The sequence below is a fragment of the Sphingomonas yunnanensis genome (assembly GCF_019898765.1).
Classification (GTDB): Bacteria; Pseudomonadota; Alphaproteobacteria; order Sphingomonadales; family Sphingomonadaceae; genus Sphingomonas; species Sphingomonas yunnanensis.
On record NZ_JAIOKB010000002.1, the window covers coordinates 484506 to 500418 of the forward strand.

The window sequence follows — 15913 nt, forward strand, 5'->3', positions numbered from 1 at the left end:
GCGCTGATCTCACCAAGCTCCCTCGCCTTCAGGGGACGGTTGGGGTGGGGCCTCTCCGCCGGCGCAGCGTTCGCGGATGCGCCCCACCCCAACCCCTCCCCTGAAGGGGAGAGGCTCACTCACGTCATCGGGTCGAGTACTTGATGACGCCCCGGCCGAGAAGCCAGCGTATCACGGCGGCTTTCCCCGCCCACCCCGTCACGGTGCGACGCGCGACCCGTCCGCGTTGAGCCCGAGATTGTGCAGCAGCGGCGCCACCTCCGGGTCCTTGCCGTAGAAGGCGCGGAACATCGGCGCGTAATCCTCGGTGTGCCCCTTCGACAGGATCATGTCGCGGAAGCGCTGGCCGTTGGCGCGCGTCATGCCGCCGTTGCGCTCGAACCAGTCATAGGCGTTGGCATCGAGCATCTTGGTCCACTGATAGGCGTAATAGCCGGCGGAATAGCCGTTGCCCCAGATGTGGAGGAAGTAGCTCGAGCGATAGCGCGGCGGCACGTCGGCGGTGTCGAGCCCGGTGTCGGCGAGCGCCTTCGCCTCGAACGCGTCGGCGTCCTGCTTGCCCGCGCTGGCCGGCAGCGAGTGCCAGCTCATGTCCATCTCCGCCGCGGCCAGCGCCTCGCCGAACGAATAGCCGGTGTTGAACGTCGCGGCGCGCTTGATCTTGCCGACCAGCTCGGGCGGGATCACCGCGCCGGTGCGATAGTTGACCGCGTAGTGCGGCAGCACCTTGGGATCGAGCGCCCAATGCTCGTTGAACTGCGACGGGAACTCGACGAAGTCCCGCGCGGTGTTGGTGCCCGATACCGACGGATAGGTCTGGTTCGCGAACAGCCCGTGCAGCGCGTGGCCGAACTCGTGGAACATCGTCGTCACGTCGTCGAAGGTGATCAGCGCGGGCTGGCCCGCCGCCGGCTTGGTGAAATTGCCGACGTTGTAGATCACCGGCTTGGTGCCGAGCAGCTTCGCCTGGTTGACGAAATTCGACATCCAGGCGCCGCCGTTCTTGTTGTCGCGCTTCCAATAGTCGAAATACATCAGGCCGATGGAGCGCCCGTCGCCCTCGAACACCTCGTAGACCATCACGTCGGGCTGGTAGACCGGGATGTCGGTGCGGCGCCTGAAGGTGACGCCGTACAGCTGCTCGGCGGCGTAGAACACGCCGTCGGTCAGCACCTTGTTGATCTCGAAATAGGGCTTCAGCTCATCCTGGTTGAGGTCGTACTTGGCCTTGCGCAGCTTCTCGGAATAGAGATCCCAGTCCCACGGCTTGAGCGCGAAACTGCCGCCCTCCGCCCGGATCTGCGCCTGGAGCTCACCCGCCTCGCGCTTCTGCTCGGCCGCGACCGGCGCGCCGAGCTGGCGCATGAAGGCCAGCGCGGTCGCGGGCGTCTTCGCCATCTGGTCGGACAGGACATAGTCGCCCCAGGTGGCGAAGCCGAGCAGCTTGGCTTTCTGCGCGCGCAGTGCCGCGATCTGGCTGATCGTCGCGCGCGTGTCGTTGGCGTCGCCTCTGGTGGCGCGGGTCCAGCTCGCGTTGAACAGCGCCTCGCGCGTGGCGCGGTCGGTGAGCGTCGCCAGCGCGGGCTGCTGCGTCGTGTTCTGCAAGGTCAGCACGTATTTGCCCGCGAGGCCGCGGTCCTTGGCGGCGTCCGCGGCGGCGGCGATCTCGGCGTCGGAGAGGCCGGCGAGCTTGGCCCTATCGTCGACCACCAGCGCGCCCGCCTTGGCGGCGGCGAGCAATTTCTGCTGGAAGGCGGTCTCGAGCGTGGAGAGCTGCGCGTTGAGCGCGCTCAGCGCCTTCTTGTCGGCGTCGTTCAGCTGCGCGCCGGCATGGACCATGTTCTCATAGGTGAGCGTCAGCACCTGGCGCTGCTCGGCGTCGAGCTGGAGCGTGTCGCGCTGATCGTACAGCGTCTTGACGCGCCAGAAAAGCCGCGGATCGAGGTTGATCGCGTCCTGGTGCGCGGCGAACTTGGGCGCGAGCACCTCCTGCGTCTTCTGCAGCGTGTCGTTGGTGTTGGCGCCGTTGACGCCCGAGAAGGCGAGGCCGGCACGCTCGAGCAGGCGGCCCGACTTCTCCAGCGCGGCGATCGTGTTCTCGAAGGTCGGCATCGAGCGGACGTTGACGATCGCGGCGACCTCGCGGCGCTGCTCGGCCATGCCCGCCTCGAGCGCGGGGAGATAGTCCGAGTCCTTGATCTTGTCGAAGGGCGGCGCCTGGTAGGGCAAGGCGCTCGGCTGGGCGAAGGGGTTGGTCGGGCTGAGCGTCTGCGCGACCGCGGAGGAGGACATCAGCGCCACGAGAGTGGCGGCGGCGAGGGAACGCATCGTTGCTCCTTGAGCTGGAGGATGCGTGCCTGATGCACCCGCGCGGAGGTAGGGGCAAGCGTGCTGCCCTAACGTGGGTTGGCCTGCCCTGCCCGCCCCCGAAGCTATCGCTTCTGGCCGACTCGCAGGGTGCCCGCGCCCCCGAACTGCCCCATCATCCCGGGCTTGACCCGGGACCAATGGTGCCGCGAACGCCCACCCCGTCGTTCCTGCGGAAGCATGGATCCCGGATCAGGTCCGGGATGACAATGGTGTGTAGGGCGGCGGTCACTCCACGCGCCTCAGTCGGACAGCCTTCCGTCCTTGAGCGCCGCCGCGTCGAAGGTGAACAGCACGTCGGGGTCGGGCAGCGGCACCTCGCGCGCGATCTCGGGCGGCGCGGCGCGGTGGAGCAGGTGCGCCAGGATCGCGCGCCGCGCCGCTTTCTTGTCGTCGGCGCGGACGCAATGCCACGGCGCCAGCGGCGTGTGCGTGCGCGTCAGCATGACGTCGCGCGCGGCGGTGTAATCGTCCCATTTCGACTGGGCGACCGCGTCCATGTCGGAGACCTTGAGCGCCTTGAGCGGGTCCTCGCGCCGCGCCTCGAGCCGCTCGCGCTGCTCGTCCTTGCTGATGTCGAGCCACAGCTTCACCAGCTTGATCCCGCTCTCCACCAGCATCCGCTCGAAATCGGGGGCGTCGCGCAGGAACTCGGCCTGCTCGGCCGCGGTGGAGAAGCCCATCACCACCTCGACCCCGGCGCGATTGTACCAGGAGCGGTTGAAGATCACGAACTCGCCCGCAGCGGGCAGATGCGCGACATAGCGCTGGAAATACCATTGCGTGCGCTCGCGGTCGGACGGTTTGGGCAGCGCCACCACGCGCGTGGCGCGGACCGAGCTGTGCTCGACGATGCGCTTGATCGCGCCGTCCTTGCCGGCGCCGTCGCGGCCCTCGAGCACCAGCACCACCCGCTCGCCGCTGCGCGCCGCCGCCTGATGGGTGTGCACCAGCGCGAGCTGGAGCTCCTCCAGGCTGGCGTGCCCCTCGCCATGCTTGTCACCGTGATCCTTGCCCATGCGTGTCCCGCTCCGTCGCTTGACCCGTGGCTATAACGCACCGGGGGCAGGAGGATGCCCGCGCGGCTCAGACGGTCAGTGTGACCCGCAGGAAGTCGGGCACCGGGCCGTTCCAGCCGCCGTCGTCGGGCGCCTCGTCGCGCTCGCGGTAGCGCTCCTGCCGCGGCGCGGCAGCGCGCGGCTCGGCCGCGGGTCGCTCGGCGCGCTCGTCGCGCGCCGGACGCGCGGCGCGGCGCGGACGCTCACGCGGCGCGGCGACCGCGGGCTCAGCCGCGATCGGCTCGGCCGGCGCCTCGCTCCGCGCGCCGCGACGCTGGCCGCGCTCGCGCCCGCGGCGGGGGCGCTCCTCCTCGACCGCGTCCGCGTCAGTCTCGGCGTCGGCGCCCGGCAGCGCCTCGAGCCGCGCGATCTTCTGGCCGGTGAGCTTCTCGATGTTCTCGATATTCTCGAGGTCATCGGGCGCCGCCAGCGTATAGGCCACGCCGGTCGCCCCGGCGCGGCCGGTGCGCCCGATGCGATGGACGTAATCGTCCGGGTGCCACGGCGCGTCGAAGTTGAAGACGTGGCTGACGCCCTTGATGTCGAGCCCGCGCGCGGCGACGTCGCTGGCGACGAGGATCGTCACCTCGCCCTTCTTGAACTTGTCGAGCTCGGCGAGGCGTGCCGGCTGGTCCATGTCGCCGTGGATCTCACCGCTGGCGAGGCCGTGCTGCTGCAGGCTCTTGTTGAGCTCGCGCACGGTGGTCTTGCGGTTGCAGAAGATGATCGCGTTGCGCACGTCCTCGCGCGCGAGCAGCTGGCGCAGGACGCGACGCTTCTCGAACGAGCTCCCTTTCACCGGCACCACCCACTGGGTGATGTTGACGTTGGTGCTGGCCGGACGCGCCACCTCGATCGTCTTGGGATTGCTGAGGAAGCGATCGGCGAGCTTCTTGATCGGCGGCGGCATCGTCGCCGAGAACAGCAGCGTCTGGCGCGTCGCCGGCAGCTTGGTGCAGATCTCCTCGATGTCGGGGATGAACCCCATGTCGAGCATGCGGTCGGCCTCGTCGATCACCAGCATCGAGCAGCCGGTGAGCAGGATCTTGCCGCGGCCGAACAGGTCCATCAGCCGGCCGGGCGTGGCGATCAGCACGTCGACGCCCTTCTCCAGCGCCTTGACCTGGTCGCCCATCTGCACGCCGCCGATCAGTAGCGCCATCGAGAGCTTGTGATATTTGCCGTAGGTGGTGAAATTCTCGGCGACCTGCGCGGCGAGCTCGCGCGTCGGCTCGAGGATCAGGCTGCGCGGCATGCGCGCGCGGCTGCGGCCGTGCGCGAGGATGTCGATCATCGGCAGCACGAAGCTGGCGGTCTTGCCGGTGCCGGTCTGCGCGATGCCGATGATGTCGCGCATCATCAGCACGGGCGGGATCGCGCTCGCCTGGATCGGCGTCGGCTCGGTATAGCCGGTGTCACCGACGGCGCGGAGAAGTTCGTCGGAGAGGCCGAGATCGGCGAAGCTCATGCAGATGTCCGGGCTGTGGGGCGCGGCGAAACCGCAGGGATAGCCTAGCCCCGAGCGCTTCCCTATCCGCGGTGAGAAGTCAAGGAGATTGCGGGTTGACGGCAGCGGGGGGCGAGGAAGGCACCGCCATCCATCTCTTCCTTACGTCATCCTGACCTCGTCTCAGGATCCACCGCGCCGCGTACTCAGGTGCTTCGGCGCCTGCCGACGAATGGATCCTGAGACGAGCTCAGGATGACGCCACGCGAGGGGAAGCGGTCCGCGCTCTCGCGCCCTGCCAACACCGTCACTTCCGCTGCTTCGGCACCAAGGTGCGGAACTTGCTGATGGGGCACAAAGCGCCCGAGCGCGAGCGGATCGAATCGCGCCCGGCGCAGATCTGGCCGTCGCTCGTCGGGCGCAGGTAGAAGCCGGCGTAGAAGTCGAGCGTCGGGCAATCGTCGTCGAGCTTGGCGCGGATGCGGCGCGCGCCCTCGATGACGAGGTCGACGTCGCCCTTGGTATCGATCGCCGCGCCGGTCAGCGCGGTGACGCGCAGGCACTCGGGACCGCGCTTCTCCTGCCACTCGACCGGCGCGGGCGTGACGACGCGCGCGCCGCGCGGTGCGGGGGCGACGCGCGGGATGCGGATGATCAGCCGCTCGTGGATCGTCAGCTGGGCATATTGCACCCCGTCCCAACCCGGATCGGGCGCGCGCGCCGACACCGCCAGCGGGGCGGCCAGCAGCAGCGACAGAACGGGCAGGAAGCGCTGGAACATGCGGCACGGCCCGTTGCGGAGAATCGGTTGAATGGCGGCTGAATTGAACGCGGGCGCGTTGTCGGGCAAGAGGCAGAGCGTGACCGACGCGCAACACCGCCTCGCCGAAACGCTCGCCCGGCAGCTCGCGCCCGGCGCGATCGTCACCGATCCGGACGCGATCGCGCCCTGGCTGGTCGACTGGCGGCGGCGCTGGCACGGGAGTGCCGCGCTGCTGCTCCAGCCGCGCGATACCGAGGAGGTGCGAGCGATCGTCGCCGCCGCGCGCGACCTCGCGGTGCCGCTGGTCCCGCAGGGGGGCAACAGCTCGATGGTGGGCGGCGCGACCCCGCCGGCGGACGGCAGCGCCGCGATCCTCTCGCTGCGCCGGATGAACCGGGTCCGCCACCTAGACCCGGCGGCGGGGCTGGTGGTGGCGGAGGCGGGCGTCGTGCTCGCCGACCTCCACGCCGCCGCGCTGGCGCAGGGGCGGCGCTTCCCGCTCTCGCTCGGCGCCAAAGGCAACGCCACCGTCGGCGGGCTGGTCTCGACCAACGCGGGCGGGACGCAGGTGCTGCGCTTCGGCACGATGCGCGGGCTGGTCGCTGGGGTGGAGGCGGTGCTGCCCGACGCGTCGCTGCACGAGGGGCTGGCCGCGCTGAAGAAGGACAATCGCGGCTACGATCTCGACCAGCTGCTGATCGGGGCCGAGGGCACGCTGGGCGTCGTTACCGCGGCGACGCTGCGGCTGGTGCCCGCGGTCACGGCGCGCGCGGTCGCCTGGGCCGGGGTCGAGTCGCCCGACGCGGCGATGGCGCTGCTGCGCCGCCTCCAGCGCGCCACGCCCGCGCTGGAGAGCTTCGAGCTGCTGCCCGACGAGTCGCTCGCCGCGGTGCTGGCCTATCTGCCCGACGCGCGCGCGCCGCTGGGCGGGAGGCACCCCTGGCACGTGCTGCTCGAGGTCACCGCCGACGCGGCGGGCGACGATCCCGCCGCGCTGGTCGAGGCGCAGCTCGCCACCGCGCTCGATGCCGGCGAGATCGCCGACGCCGCGCTGGCGCAGAGCGAGGCGCAGGCCGAGGCGTTCTGGCGGCTGCGCGAGTCGATCTCGGACGCCGAGCGCGCCACCGGCCCCGCCGCGCAGCACGACATCTCGGTGCCGGTCGAGGCGATGCCGCGCTTCATGGTCGCGGCCGCGGCGGCGTGCGACGCGCGCTTCCCCGGTACGCGCGCCTCGGGCTTCGGCCATCTCGGCGACGGCAACGTCCACTTCCACGTCCGCGCCGCGCCCGGTACCGATCCGGCGCACTGGTACGCCGAGCAGGTGCCGCTGGTGTCGCGCTTCGTCCACGACCTGGTCGCCGCCGCGGGCGGCTCGATCTCGGCCGAGCACGGCATCGGCCAGATGAAGCGCGCCGAGCTGGAGCGGCTCGGGCCGCCGGCGCGGCTCCACGCGCTGCGCGCGATCAAGCGCGCGTTCGATCCGGGCCAGCTGTTCAATCCGGGCAAGCTCGTCGCGCTTGCGCCCGACCGCGGCAGTGAATAACCCCGGCCACCATCCGCGCGGCGACCGGGGGCGACGCGCCGCGACCTGACTGCCAACCCTCACCGTCCTTTGGAGATTCGCATGGCCAGCGCGCCGCAACTGCCGCTCTTCTACAACGGCCTCGAGCCGCTCTCGAGCGAGACGCACGCCAACTACAAGGTGCAGCCCTCGACCGTCGCGCCGTTCCTCGCCAACCAGCACGCCATCCCGCTGACGGTGGAGGAATTCCCGCTGGTGCAGCGGCACATTCCGATCGTCTTCTCCTCGGGCGACGACGCCATCCCGCTGGCGCTGATGGGGCTCAACGAGGGCGTCAACGTCTTCCTCGACGACAGCGGCAAGCTGCTCGAGGAGACGATCTACGTCCCCGCCTATGTCCGCCGCTACCCCTATATGCTCGCGCGGCTCACCCCGGACGCGCAGGAGCTCTCGCTGTGCTTCGACCCGACCTCGCCGACGATCGGCGCGTTCGACCAGGGCGACGCGCTCTTCGAGAATGGCCAGCCCACGGAGCTGACGCGCAACATTTTGCAGTTCAACGAGAACTTTGAGCAGGCTGCGGCGCGCACGTCGCAGTTCATGAACGAGGTGCGCGAGCTCGGCCTGCTCATGGAGGGCGAGGTGACGATCCAGCAGGACGGCGTCGAGCAGCCCTTCGTCTACCGCGGCTTCCAGATGATCGACGAGCAGAAGCTGGTCGATCTGCGCGGCGACCAGCTGCGCAAGATGTCGCAGTCGGGCCTGCTGCCGCTGCTGTACGCGCACCTGTTCTCGCTGTCGCTGATGCGCGATATCTTCGCGCGGCAGGTGCGGCTGGGCAAGATGCCGCAGCCGCAGCTGACGATGTAACCACCAGCGGGAGAGACGGCGATGGCGACTCGGGCATATCAGGCGGAGCGCTACTCACGAGTCGCCATCGCCTTCCACTGGACCATCGCCGCGCTGGTGATCTTCAACATCGCGGTGGGGCTCGGACACGACCCGATCCCCGCGCTGCGGGCGCTGATGCCGGCGCACAAGGCGATCGGGCTCACGGTGCTGGCGCTCACCGCGCTCCGGGTCGCCTGGCGGCTCGCGCACCGCCCCCCGCCGCTCCCCGCTCACACGCCCGGCTGGGAGCGCGGCGCGGCGCACGCGACGCACTGGACCCTCTACCTGCTGCTGGTGCTGCTGCCGCTGAGCGGCTGGGTGATGGTGTCGGGACCCGAGGGACGGCGCCCGCTCAGCTGGTTCGGCGCGTTCGACCTGCCCTATCTGCCGGTCACGTCGCCCGCGGCGGAGGGCGCCGCGAAAGCGCACGGCCTGCTCGGCTGGGTGATGCTGGCACTGGTGCTGCTTCACGTCGCCGCGGCGCTGCGCCACCACCTGCTGCTGCGCGACCAGGTACTGGGACGGATGCTGCCCGGCGCGTGAGCGGCACGCGACGGTGGGAGCCGGTGCGAAGGCGACGCTGCACCGGTGAGCGCTCGGTTCATCGCATCACCGCGACGATTCATGCTGCCGGGCTTGCAACCGAAAGCGGGTCTCCTAAGTTAAGGACGTACGGCGCTCGTGTCCCCCCTTTCGCGAGCCCGTATGACACGCCTCTGGCGTGTCTCCTCCCTGAACCTTGGCCACCGCGTGCTCGCACGCGGTGGTTTTTTTCATTCTGCTGCGAGCGGTGTGGCGCCCGTCGCCGCCAATGCCTCGTCGGCGAGCGAGTCGATCACGCCGCGGAGCAGCGCCACCATCGCCGGCGCACCGCCACCCAGCGAGTCGAGGCGGCGATCGAGGTAGAGTGAGCGGTCGAGCTCGAGCTGGATCGCGTGCACGCCCTGGTGCGGCCGCGCGTGGCGCTCGAGGATATGGCCCCCGGCATAAGGCGTGTTGAGCGTGTAGCCCAGCCGCGCGGCGCGAACCGCGCCCTCCACCCGCGCGACGAAGCGCGCGCCGGCGGCGCGACCGAAGCGGTCGCCGATCACCAGCCGGATCCGGCCGCCCGCGATCGGCGGCATCGAGTGGATGTCGAGCAGCACCGCGCAGCCGAAGCGTGCGCGCGCCTGCGCCAGCGCCTCCTCGAGCGCGGCGTGATACGGTCGATGCGCCGCCGCGATCCGCGCCTCCACCTCGCCGGCGCTGAGCTTGCAGCGCCACAGCTCGCCCGCCGTCGCGGTCCGCCGTGGCACCAGGCCGATGCCGGCGCGCACCTTGGCGGATAGCGGCGCCCCGCCGCGCGCACCGTCGTCGAGCAGCGGGTCGCGCTCGTGCTCGGCGCGATTGAGGTCGATCCAGGCGCGCGGCGCGTCCTGGACCAGCAGCGTCTCGTCGCGGCGGGCGGCGAGCGCCAGCGCGTCGACCAGCCGGTCCTCCAGCGTCGCGAGACAGGAGAGCGGCGCGCGCAGCGAGTCGCGCAGCGCGATGGGATAGTCGCGACCCGCGTGCGGCACCGACAGCACCACCGGCGAGGCGGGCGGCGTGTCGCCGATCAGTCGAAAGCTGCGCGTCATCTGGGCGCGACCCTATGGAACCCGCCGCGGCACCGCAACGCATCGTCGCTCGTTATGGGCTAATGGGACGGCAAGGCCGTTCGTTCACCATGTCCGCTGGTGGAAAAATCAACGCGGATCGGGCATAAGCATCGGCTCGGGAGCATGGACACGTGATGATCAGGATTCTTCTGGCCGAGGATGATGCGGTGATGCGCGAGTATCTGACGCGCGCGCTGGAGCGTTCCGGCTATGCCGTCACCGCGGTGGACCGCGGCACTGCGGCGCTGCCGCTGATCACCGAGGAGCGGTTCGACCTGCTGCTCACCGATATCGTCATGCCCGAGATGGACGGGATCGAGCTCGCCCAGAAGGCGCAGGAGCTCGCGCCCGGCATGCGGGTGATGTTCATCACCGGCTTCGCCGCGGTGACGCTGAAGGCGGGCAACACGATGCCGCAGGCGCGCGTCCTGTCCAAGCCGTTCCACCTGCGCGACCTCGTGCTCGAGGTCGAGCGGCTGTTCGACGTCGACGCCGCCAACGAACTGATCTGAGCCGCGTGCGAAAAGGCGCTTGCACCCGCCGCCGGGGCCGGTTAGAGGCCCCACCCTCGGGCGTGTAGCTCAGTGGTAGAGCACTGTGTTGACATCGCAGGGGTCGCAAGTTCAATCCTTGCCACGCCCACCATAAAAACCCCGCTAGGCTCTCGGCTTAGCGGGGTTTTTGCTGTTGCGGCGACGTGCGCGCCGCGCCGGCCCTTCGGTCTGCCGGAGGCCGTGGGAGACGGTCTCATCTCGTCTGGACCGCCATCCTGCTCCGGCGCACGCCGGAGGCCCCGGGATCACCAACGTCATCGCGTGCCGCTCGCGGCTCCAGCGGGCGCGGGAGCATCTGTCGGCATAGGTGGATCAGTCCCCTAAGCGTCGCGCTCCGCCACCAGCGCACGCGGCGGCGGCGTGCCGATCACGCGCAGCAGGTCGGCAGCGCCATAGGGCTTGGGCAGCAGCCGCACCCCCGCCGCCGCGGCGTCGACCGAGCCGGTATCGCCGCTCGCCACCACGACGCGGATGCCCGGGCGCAGCGCGGCGGCGCGCGCCGCCAACGCCAGCCCCGACGTGCCGGGAAGGTGGATATCGGTGATCAGCACGTCGATCGGCACGGTCTGGAGCGCGGCCATCGCCTCCTCCGCGCTCGCTGCCTCGATCACCACCTGCCCGGCCTCCTGCAGCACCTCGGCGGTGGCGGAGCGGATCAGCGCGTCGTCCTCGACCAGCAGGATCGTCGCGCGTGGCGGCGTAGCGGTCGGCGCCGTGCTCGCGAGCGGCACGGCGCGCGTCGGCAGCGCCGCGCGCTGGCGCTGGTTGGCGAGGACATGGCGGATCTTCCGCGCCAGCGCCTCGCGCGTATACGGTTTGGACAGCAGCTCCAGCCCGGGGTCGAGCCGCCCGCCGTGGACGATCGAGTTCTCGGTATAGCCCGAGGTGAACAGCACCGCGAGTTCGGGCAGCCGTTCGCGCGCCTTGCGCGCCAGCTCGGGGCTCTTGAGCGACCCCGGCATCACCACGTCGGTGAAGAGCAGGTCGATCGGAATGCCGCTCTCCACCACGCTCAGCGCGCTCTGCGCATCGACCGCCTTGAGCACGCGATAGCCGAGATCGGCGAGCAGCTCGACCACGGTGGCGCGCACCTCGTCGTCGTCCTCGACCACCAGCACCGTCTCGCTGCCACCGGTGATCGGCCCGGTATCGACCGCCACCTCGACGTCCTCGCTCTCCAGCGCGCGCGGCAGATACAGCCGGATCGTCGTGCCGTGTCCCGGCTCGGAGTAGATGTTGACGTGCCCGCCCGACTGTTTGACGAAACCGTAGACCATCGAGAGGCCCAGGCCCGAGCCCTTGCCCTCGGCCTTGGTCGAGAAGAAGGGCTCGAACACCTTCTCCATGATCTCCGGCGTCATGCCGCTGCCCGTGTCGCTCACCGCCAGCATGACATATTGGCCGGGCGACACCTCGTCGTGGCGGCGCGCGTAATCGTCGTCGAGGTGCGCGTTGCTGAGCTCGATCGTCAGCTTGCCCTCACCCTCCATCGCGTCGCGCGCGTTGATCGCCAGGTTGAGCAGCGCGTTCTCGATCTGGCCGGGGTCGATGAAGGTGTTCCACAGCCCGCCGCCGAAGATCGTCTCGATCTCGATGCCCTCGCCGATCGCGCGGCGCAGCATGTCGTCCATGCCGCGCACGAAGCGGGTGACGTTGACGGTCTTGGGCTCGAGCGCCTGGCGCCGCCCGAAGGCGAGCAGCTGCGCCGCCAGCCGCGACCCGCGCCCGACGCCGGCGAGCGCGTTGGCGACGCGCGTCTCGGCGCGCGCGTTGCCGGCGATGTCCTTCTGCAGCAGCTGCAGGTTGCCCGAGACGACCTGAAGCAGGTTGTTGAAATCGTGCGCCACGCCTCCGGTGAGCTTGCCCACCGTCTCCATCTTCTGCGCCTGCGCCAGCTTGGCCTCGGCGGCGCGGCGCGTGGCGATCTCGTCGATCACGCGCGTCTCCAGTGTCTCGTTGAGCTGGCGCAGCTGCTCCTCGGCGCGCTCGCGGTGGCGCACCTGGCGCTCGAGCTGCCCGGCGTGGTCGCGCAGTGCCGCCTCGGCGGCGCGCTGGTGCGTGATGTCGGTGTGGACGCCGACCCACTCGGCGATCGCGCCCTTCTCGTCGAGGCGCGGCACCGCGCGGATCGCGAAGGTGCGCCAGGCCCCGCAATGGCGCCGAACGCGATGCTCGAACACGAAGGTCGACTTGGCCGCGACCGCCTGCTCCCACGCCGCCAGCGTCGGCGCGACGTCGTCGGGATGCACCGCGGCAGACCAGCCGTGGCCCTGGTAATCCTCCATGCGCTGACCGGTGAGCAGCGACCAGCCGGGCTGTTCGCCGACCATCCGGCCCTGCGCGTCGTTGGTCCACAGCACGCCGTGCATCGCCTCCATCGCGGCGCGGAAGCGCGCGTTGCTGGCGTGAAGTGCCTCCTCGCGACGGACCCGGTCCTCGATGTCGAGCACGATCACCTGGAAGCCGGCGACGCTGCCGTCGGCGGCGCGGCGCGGCAGGTAGCGCACGTCGGCGCGGCGCAGGCTCCCGTCGCCGTGGCGGATCGCCGAGTCGGACACGATCGTCTCGCCCGCGAGCGCGCGGTCCATCAGCGCGCGCCGCTGCGCGTAATTCTCCGCGCCGATCACGTCGCGCGCGTGGCGGCCGACCACCTGCTCGGGGGTCAGCCCGAACCAATCGAGGTAATAGCGGTTGGCGAAGCGGAAGACATGGTCGCGGTCGATGAAGGAGACGAGCAGGGGCAGCGCGTCGGTGACGGTGCGCAGCTCGGCCTCGCTGTCGGCGACCTGGCGCTCCAGCTCGACCCGGCCGGTGTTGTCGATCACGGTGCACAGCACGCCGCCGACGCTGCCGTCGACCGCGTAGACGGGCGTGTAGAACAGGTCGAAGATCAGCTCGGCGGGCGCCCCGTCGCGCAACAGCGTCAGCGGCTGGTCGCGGTAGGAGACGATCTCGCCGGCGAAGCCGCGCTCGAGGATCGTGCGGTTCCAGTCCCAGAGCTCGGGGAAGACGCTCGCCGCGGTCTCGCCGAGCGCGCCCGGGTGGCGCGCGCCGACGATCGCGCGATAGGCATCGTTGTAGAGCATCACGCCCTCGCGCCCCCACATCAGAACCTTGGGCACGGGCGAGTTGACCACGTTGGCCACGGTGGTACGCAGCTGCGGCGACCAGTCGGCGAGCGGCCCCAGCGCGCTGCGGTCCCAGTCGCGCGCGCGGATCAGCGCGCCGGTCGCCCCGCCGCCGATCGGCCAGGCGCGCACCAGATCGCCGGTATCACCAGCACTGCCCGAGGCGAGCACCTCGGTGATCACCGACTCGCGCTCGGGGGTCGGTGACACGTTGCGCGAGGGGCGTTGGGTCATGCCCGGCATGTCTGGCCTCCGTCGGCGCTGTGTCAATCGGTGTCAGGATAGGGTGTGTCTGATCTACGTCGGCTTTCCAGTTGGTTAACGGCGGGAGCGGGCGGCACCGGACGCGATGAACCCATCCCCGCCCGCGTTGGTTACCTCCCGGCGAAATCACGAGAGGATGACCGATGCCGCCGCAGCTCAAGCCGATCGACCAGCAGGTGATCCTGATCACCGGCGCCAGCTCGGGCATCGGGCTCGTCACCGCGCGCACCGCGGCCGGTCGCGGCGCCAAGGTGGTGCTGGTCGCGCGCGACAGCGACGCGTTGGCGACGATCGCGCGCGAGATCGAGGAGGCGGGCGGCCAGGCCGAGTTCGCCACCGCCGACGTCGGCGACCTGCGCGACGTCCAGCGCGCCGCGACGAAAGCGGTCGAGCGGTTCGGCCGCATCGACACCTGGGTCAACGCGGCGGGCGTCGCGATCTATGCCAAGCTGGTCGACACGCCGATGGACGAGCACGAGCGGCTGATGCGCACCAACTACCTCGGCGCGGTGCACGGCTGCCTCACCGCGGTGGAGCAGCTCCAGCGCGAGGGCGGCGCGCTGATCACGGTGGGCTCGATCGTGTCGGACATCCCCACCGCGGGTATGGGCGCCTACGCCGCCAGCAAGCACGCGGTGAAGGGCTATGTCGACTCGCTGCGGATCGAGATCGAGGGCGATCGCCTGCCGATCTCGGTGACGCTGGTGAAGCCGTCGGGGATCGACACGCCCATCGCCGAGCACGCCGCCAACCATCTCGACGGCGCCGCGCTGCTGCCACCCCCGGTCTACGCCCCCGAGCTGGTCGCCGAGGCGATCCTCGAGGCGGCGCAGCATCCGAAGCGCGACATCACCGTCGGGGGCACCGGCCGGCTCCAGGTGCTGGTGGCGGAGCATTTCCCGCCGCTGCTCGACAAGCTCGGCCACAGGCTGCTGCCGATGATCCAGGACCGCACCCGCGCACCGTCGCGGCGCGACAACCTCGCCGCGCCGTTCGACGACGGGCGCGAGCGCTCGCGCGACCAGCACGGCCGCTCGGTCAGCCTGTACGACGCCGCCGGCCGCCACAAGTTCGCCGCCGCCACCGCGGTCGGCGCGGGCCTGGGGCTAGCGGTGCTGGCGCGGCTGCGCGCGCGGAGCTGAGCGCCAGCTTCTACCCAGGTTAGGCCATTGCCGCGGAACGTCCCGCGCGTTCAACGGGTTAATCCGATAGATCAGCAGGGTAGATCAGCTAATGGGTCAGGTATGCGGCACCACAGTCCTCCTCGTCGAGGATGAGCTGTTCGTCCGCATGATCGGCGCCGACGCGCTGTCCGAGGCGGGGTATCGCGTGATCGAGGCGAGCGACGCCGACGAGGCGCTCGCCCGGCTGGAGCGCAGCGACGACGTCCAGGTGCTGTTCACCGATATCCGCATGCCCGGCTCGATGGACGGCCTCCAGCTGGCGAGCGAGGTGCACCGCCGCTGGCCGTCGATCCGCATCCTGCTCACCTCAGGCGACACGCGCCCGACGAAGGCCACGATCCCCGACGACGGCCGCTTCCTCGCCAAACCGTACCGCTTCGAGGCGCTGTCGCGCGAGCTGGACCAGCTGCTGGCGCACTGACCGCCGCCCTCGCTCAGTAGGGCGGCGCGACCCGCCCGCGCTGCGCTTTCGCCGCCTCGGCCCACCAGGCGAGATCGTCGGCGAAGCGGCCGAACTGGCGCTCGAGCGACTCGCCCGCGCCGCCGCTCGGCCGCGCCTCGGCGTCGAGCGTCTGCGTGATCGGGCCGACCACCAGCGTGCTCGAGATCACCGGCATCCCCATCTCGGGCAGGATCGCGTGCCACGCGCTGTTGCTGCGCGCGCCGCCGAGCCGGCCGGCGGAGTAGCTCGCCACCGCCGCGGGGCGCCAGAACCATTCCTCGAGGAAATGGTCGGAGAGGTTCTTCAGCCCTGGCTGCGGACCCCAGTTATACTCGCCGGCGACGAACACGAAGGCGTCGGCGCCGCGGATCTGGCCGGCGAGTCGCTCCATCGCCGCCGGCGCCTCGCCCGCCGCATATTCCTTGTACATCCGGTCGAGCAGCGGCAGCCCGACCTCTCTGGCGTCGACCAAGGTCGGCGTGTCGCCGCGCGCGGCGAACCGGTCGACGAGGTAGCGCGCCAGCCGGATGCCGGTGCGATCGGCGCGGTACGAGCCGTAGAGGATCAGGACGTTCATCGCCCTGTCCTGCCCGCCGCGCCGGGTCGGGTAAAGCCCCGCGCGGTGGCGCCGCGCGCGCGGGCGCGCTAGGCGCCAG

General features: G+C 70.6%; 13 protein-coding genes and 1 tRNA gene. 7 read left to right on the forward strand and 7 right to left on the reverse strand.

Annotated features, from left to right (window positions below; genetic code table 11):
* Positions 1–198: 198 nt before the first annotated feature.
* The 4 genes from K7957_RS08430 to K7957_RS08445 all read right to left on the reverse strand — a co-directional run bounded on the left by K7957_RS08430 (position 199) and on the right by K7957_RS08445 (position 5653).
* Positions 199–2328, reverse strand: a complete 2130-nt coding sequence (locus K7957_RS08430) for a M3 family metallopeptidase (protein WP_223011521.1) — start codon at positions 2326–2328, stop codon at positions 199–201.
* Between the two features lie 281 nt (positions 2329–2609).
* Positions 2610–3386, reverse strand: coding sequence for a polyphosphate kinase 2 (gene ppk2 / locus K7957_RS08435; protein ID WP_223011522.1), 777 nt, complete (start codon positions 3384–3386; stop codon positions 2610–2612).
* 67 nt (positions 3387–3453) lie between these two features.
* Positions 3454–4893, reverse strand: a complete 1440-nt coding sequence (locus tag K7957_RS08440; RefSeq protein WP_223011523.1) for a DEAD/DEAH box helicase — start codon at positions 4891–4893, stop codon at positions 3454–3456.
* Between the two features lie 286 nt (positions 4894–5179).
* The gene (locus K7957_RS08445) at positions 5180–5653 is read right to left on the reverse strand and encodes a hypothetical protein (protein ID WP_223011524.1); all 474 of its coding nucleotides are present in this window, start codon (positions 5651–5653) and stop codon (positions 5180–5182) included.
* A gap of 31 nt (positions 5654–5684) precedes the next feature.
* Here K7957_RS08445 and K7957_RS08450 point away from each other — a divergent pair, with 31 nt between their 5' ends.
* From K7957_RS08450 to K7957_RS08460, 3 genes are all read left to right on the forward strand, one after another.
* Positions 5685–7178, forward strand: a complete 1494-nt coding sequence (locus K7957_RS08450) for an FAD-binding oxidoreductase (protein WP_223011525.1) — start codon at positions 5685–5687, stop codon at positions 7176–7178.
* An 81-nt stretch (positions 7179–7259) separates the two neighbouring features.
* Positions 7260–8027, forward strand: a complete 768-nt coding sequence (locus K7957_RS08455; protein ID WP_223011526.1) for a SapC family protein — start codon at positions 7260–7262, stop codon at positions 8025–8027.
* Between the two features lie 21 nt (positions 8028–8048).
* On the forward strand, positions 8049–8591 hold the full coding sequence (locus K7957_RS08460; protein WP_223011527.1) for a cytochrome b: 543 nt from the start codon (positions 8049–8051) through the stop codon (positions 8589–8591).
* 230 nt (positions 8592–8821) lie between these two features.
* Here K7957_RS08460 and K7957_RS08465 read toward each other — a convergent pair whose 3' ends face one another.
* Positions 8822–9664 (reverse strand): N-formylglutamate amidohydrolase, encoded by an 843-nt coding sequence (locus K7957_RS08465; RefSeq protein WP_223011528.1) that lies wholly within the window; start codon positions 9662–9664, stop codon positions 8822–8824.
* 155 nt (positions 9665–9819) lie between these two features.
* Here K7957_RS08465 and cpdR point away from each other — a divergent pair, with 155 nt between their 5' ends.
* Positions 9820–10197: a cell cycle two-component system response regulator CpdR gene (gene cpdR / locus K7957_RS08470; RefSeq protein WP_223011529.1), complete on the forward strand. Its 378-nt coding sequence runs from the start codon at positions 9820–9822 to the stop codon at positions 10195–10197.
* 58 nt (positions 10198–10255) lie between these two features.
* A tRNA-Val gene (locus K7957_RS08475) sits at positions 10256–10330 on the forward strand.
* A 229-nt stretch (positions 10331–10559) separates the two neighbouring features.
* On the opposite strand, the gene K7957_RS08480 is transcribed toward K7957_RS08475, so the two are convergent.
* On the reverse strand, positions 10560–13601 hold the full coding sequence (locus K7957_RS08480; protein WP_223011530.1) for a PAS domain S-box protein: 3042 nt from the start codon (positions 13599–13601) through the stop codon (positions 10560–10562).
* 173 nt (positions 13602–13774) lie between these two features.
* Here K7957_RS08480 and K7957_RS08485 point away from each other — a divergent pair, with 173 nt between their 5' ends.
* Together K7957_RS08485 and K7957_RS08490 are read left to right on the forward strand one after the other, a co-directional pair.
* Entirely contained in the window at positions 13775–14773 is a 999-nt protein-coding gene (locus K7957_RS08485) for an SDR family oxidoreductase (RefSeq protein ID WP_223011531.1), read from the forward strand.
* A gap of 91 nt (positions 14774–14864) precedes the next feature.
* On the forward strand, positions 14865–15236 hold the full coding sequence (locus tag K7957_RS08490; protein ID WP_223011532.1) for a response regulator: 372 nt from the start codon (positions 14865–14867) through the stop codon (positions 15234–15236).
* A gap of 13 nt (positions 15237–15249) precedes the next feature.
* Here K7957_RS08490 and K7957_RS08495 read toward each other — a convergent pair whose 3' ends face one another.
* Positions 15250–15834, reverse strand: coding sequence for an NADPH-dependent FMN reductase (locus tag K7957_RS08495; RefSeq protein ID WP_223011533.1), 585 nt, complete (start codon positions 15832–15834; stop codon positions 15250–15252).
* Positions 15835–15913 lie beyond the last annotated feature (79 nt).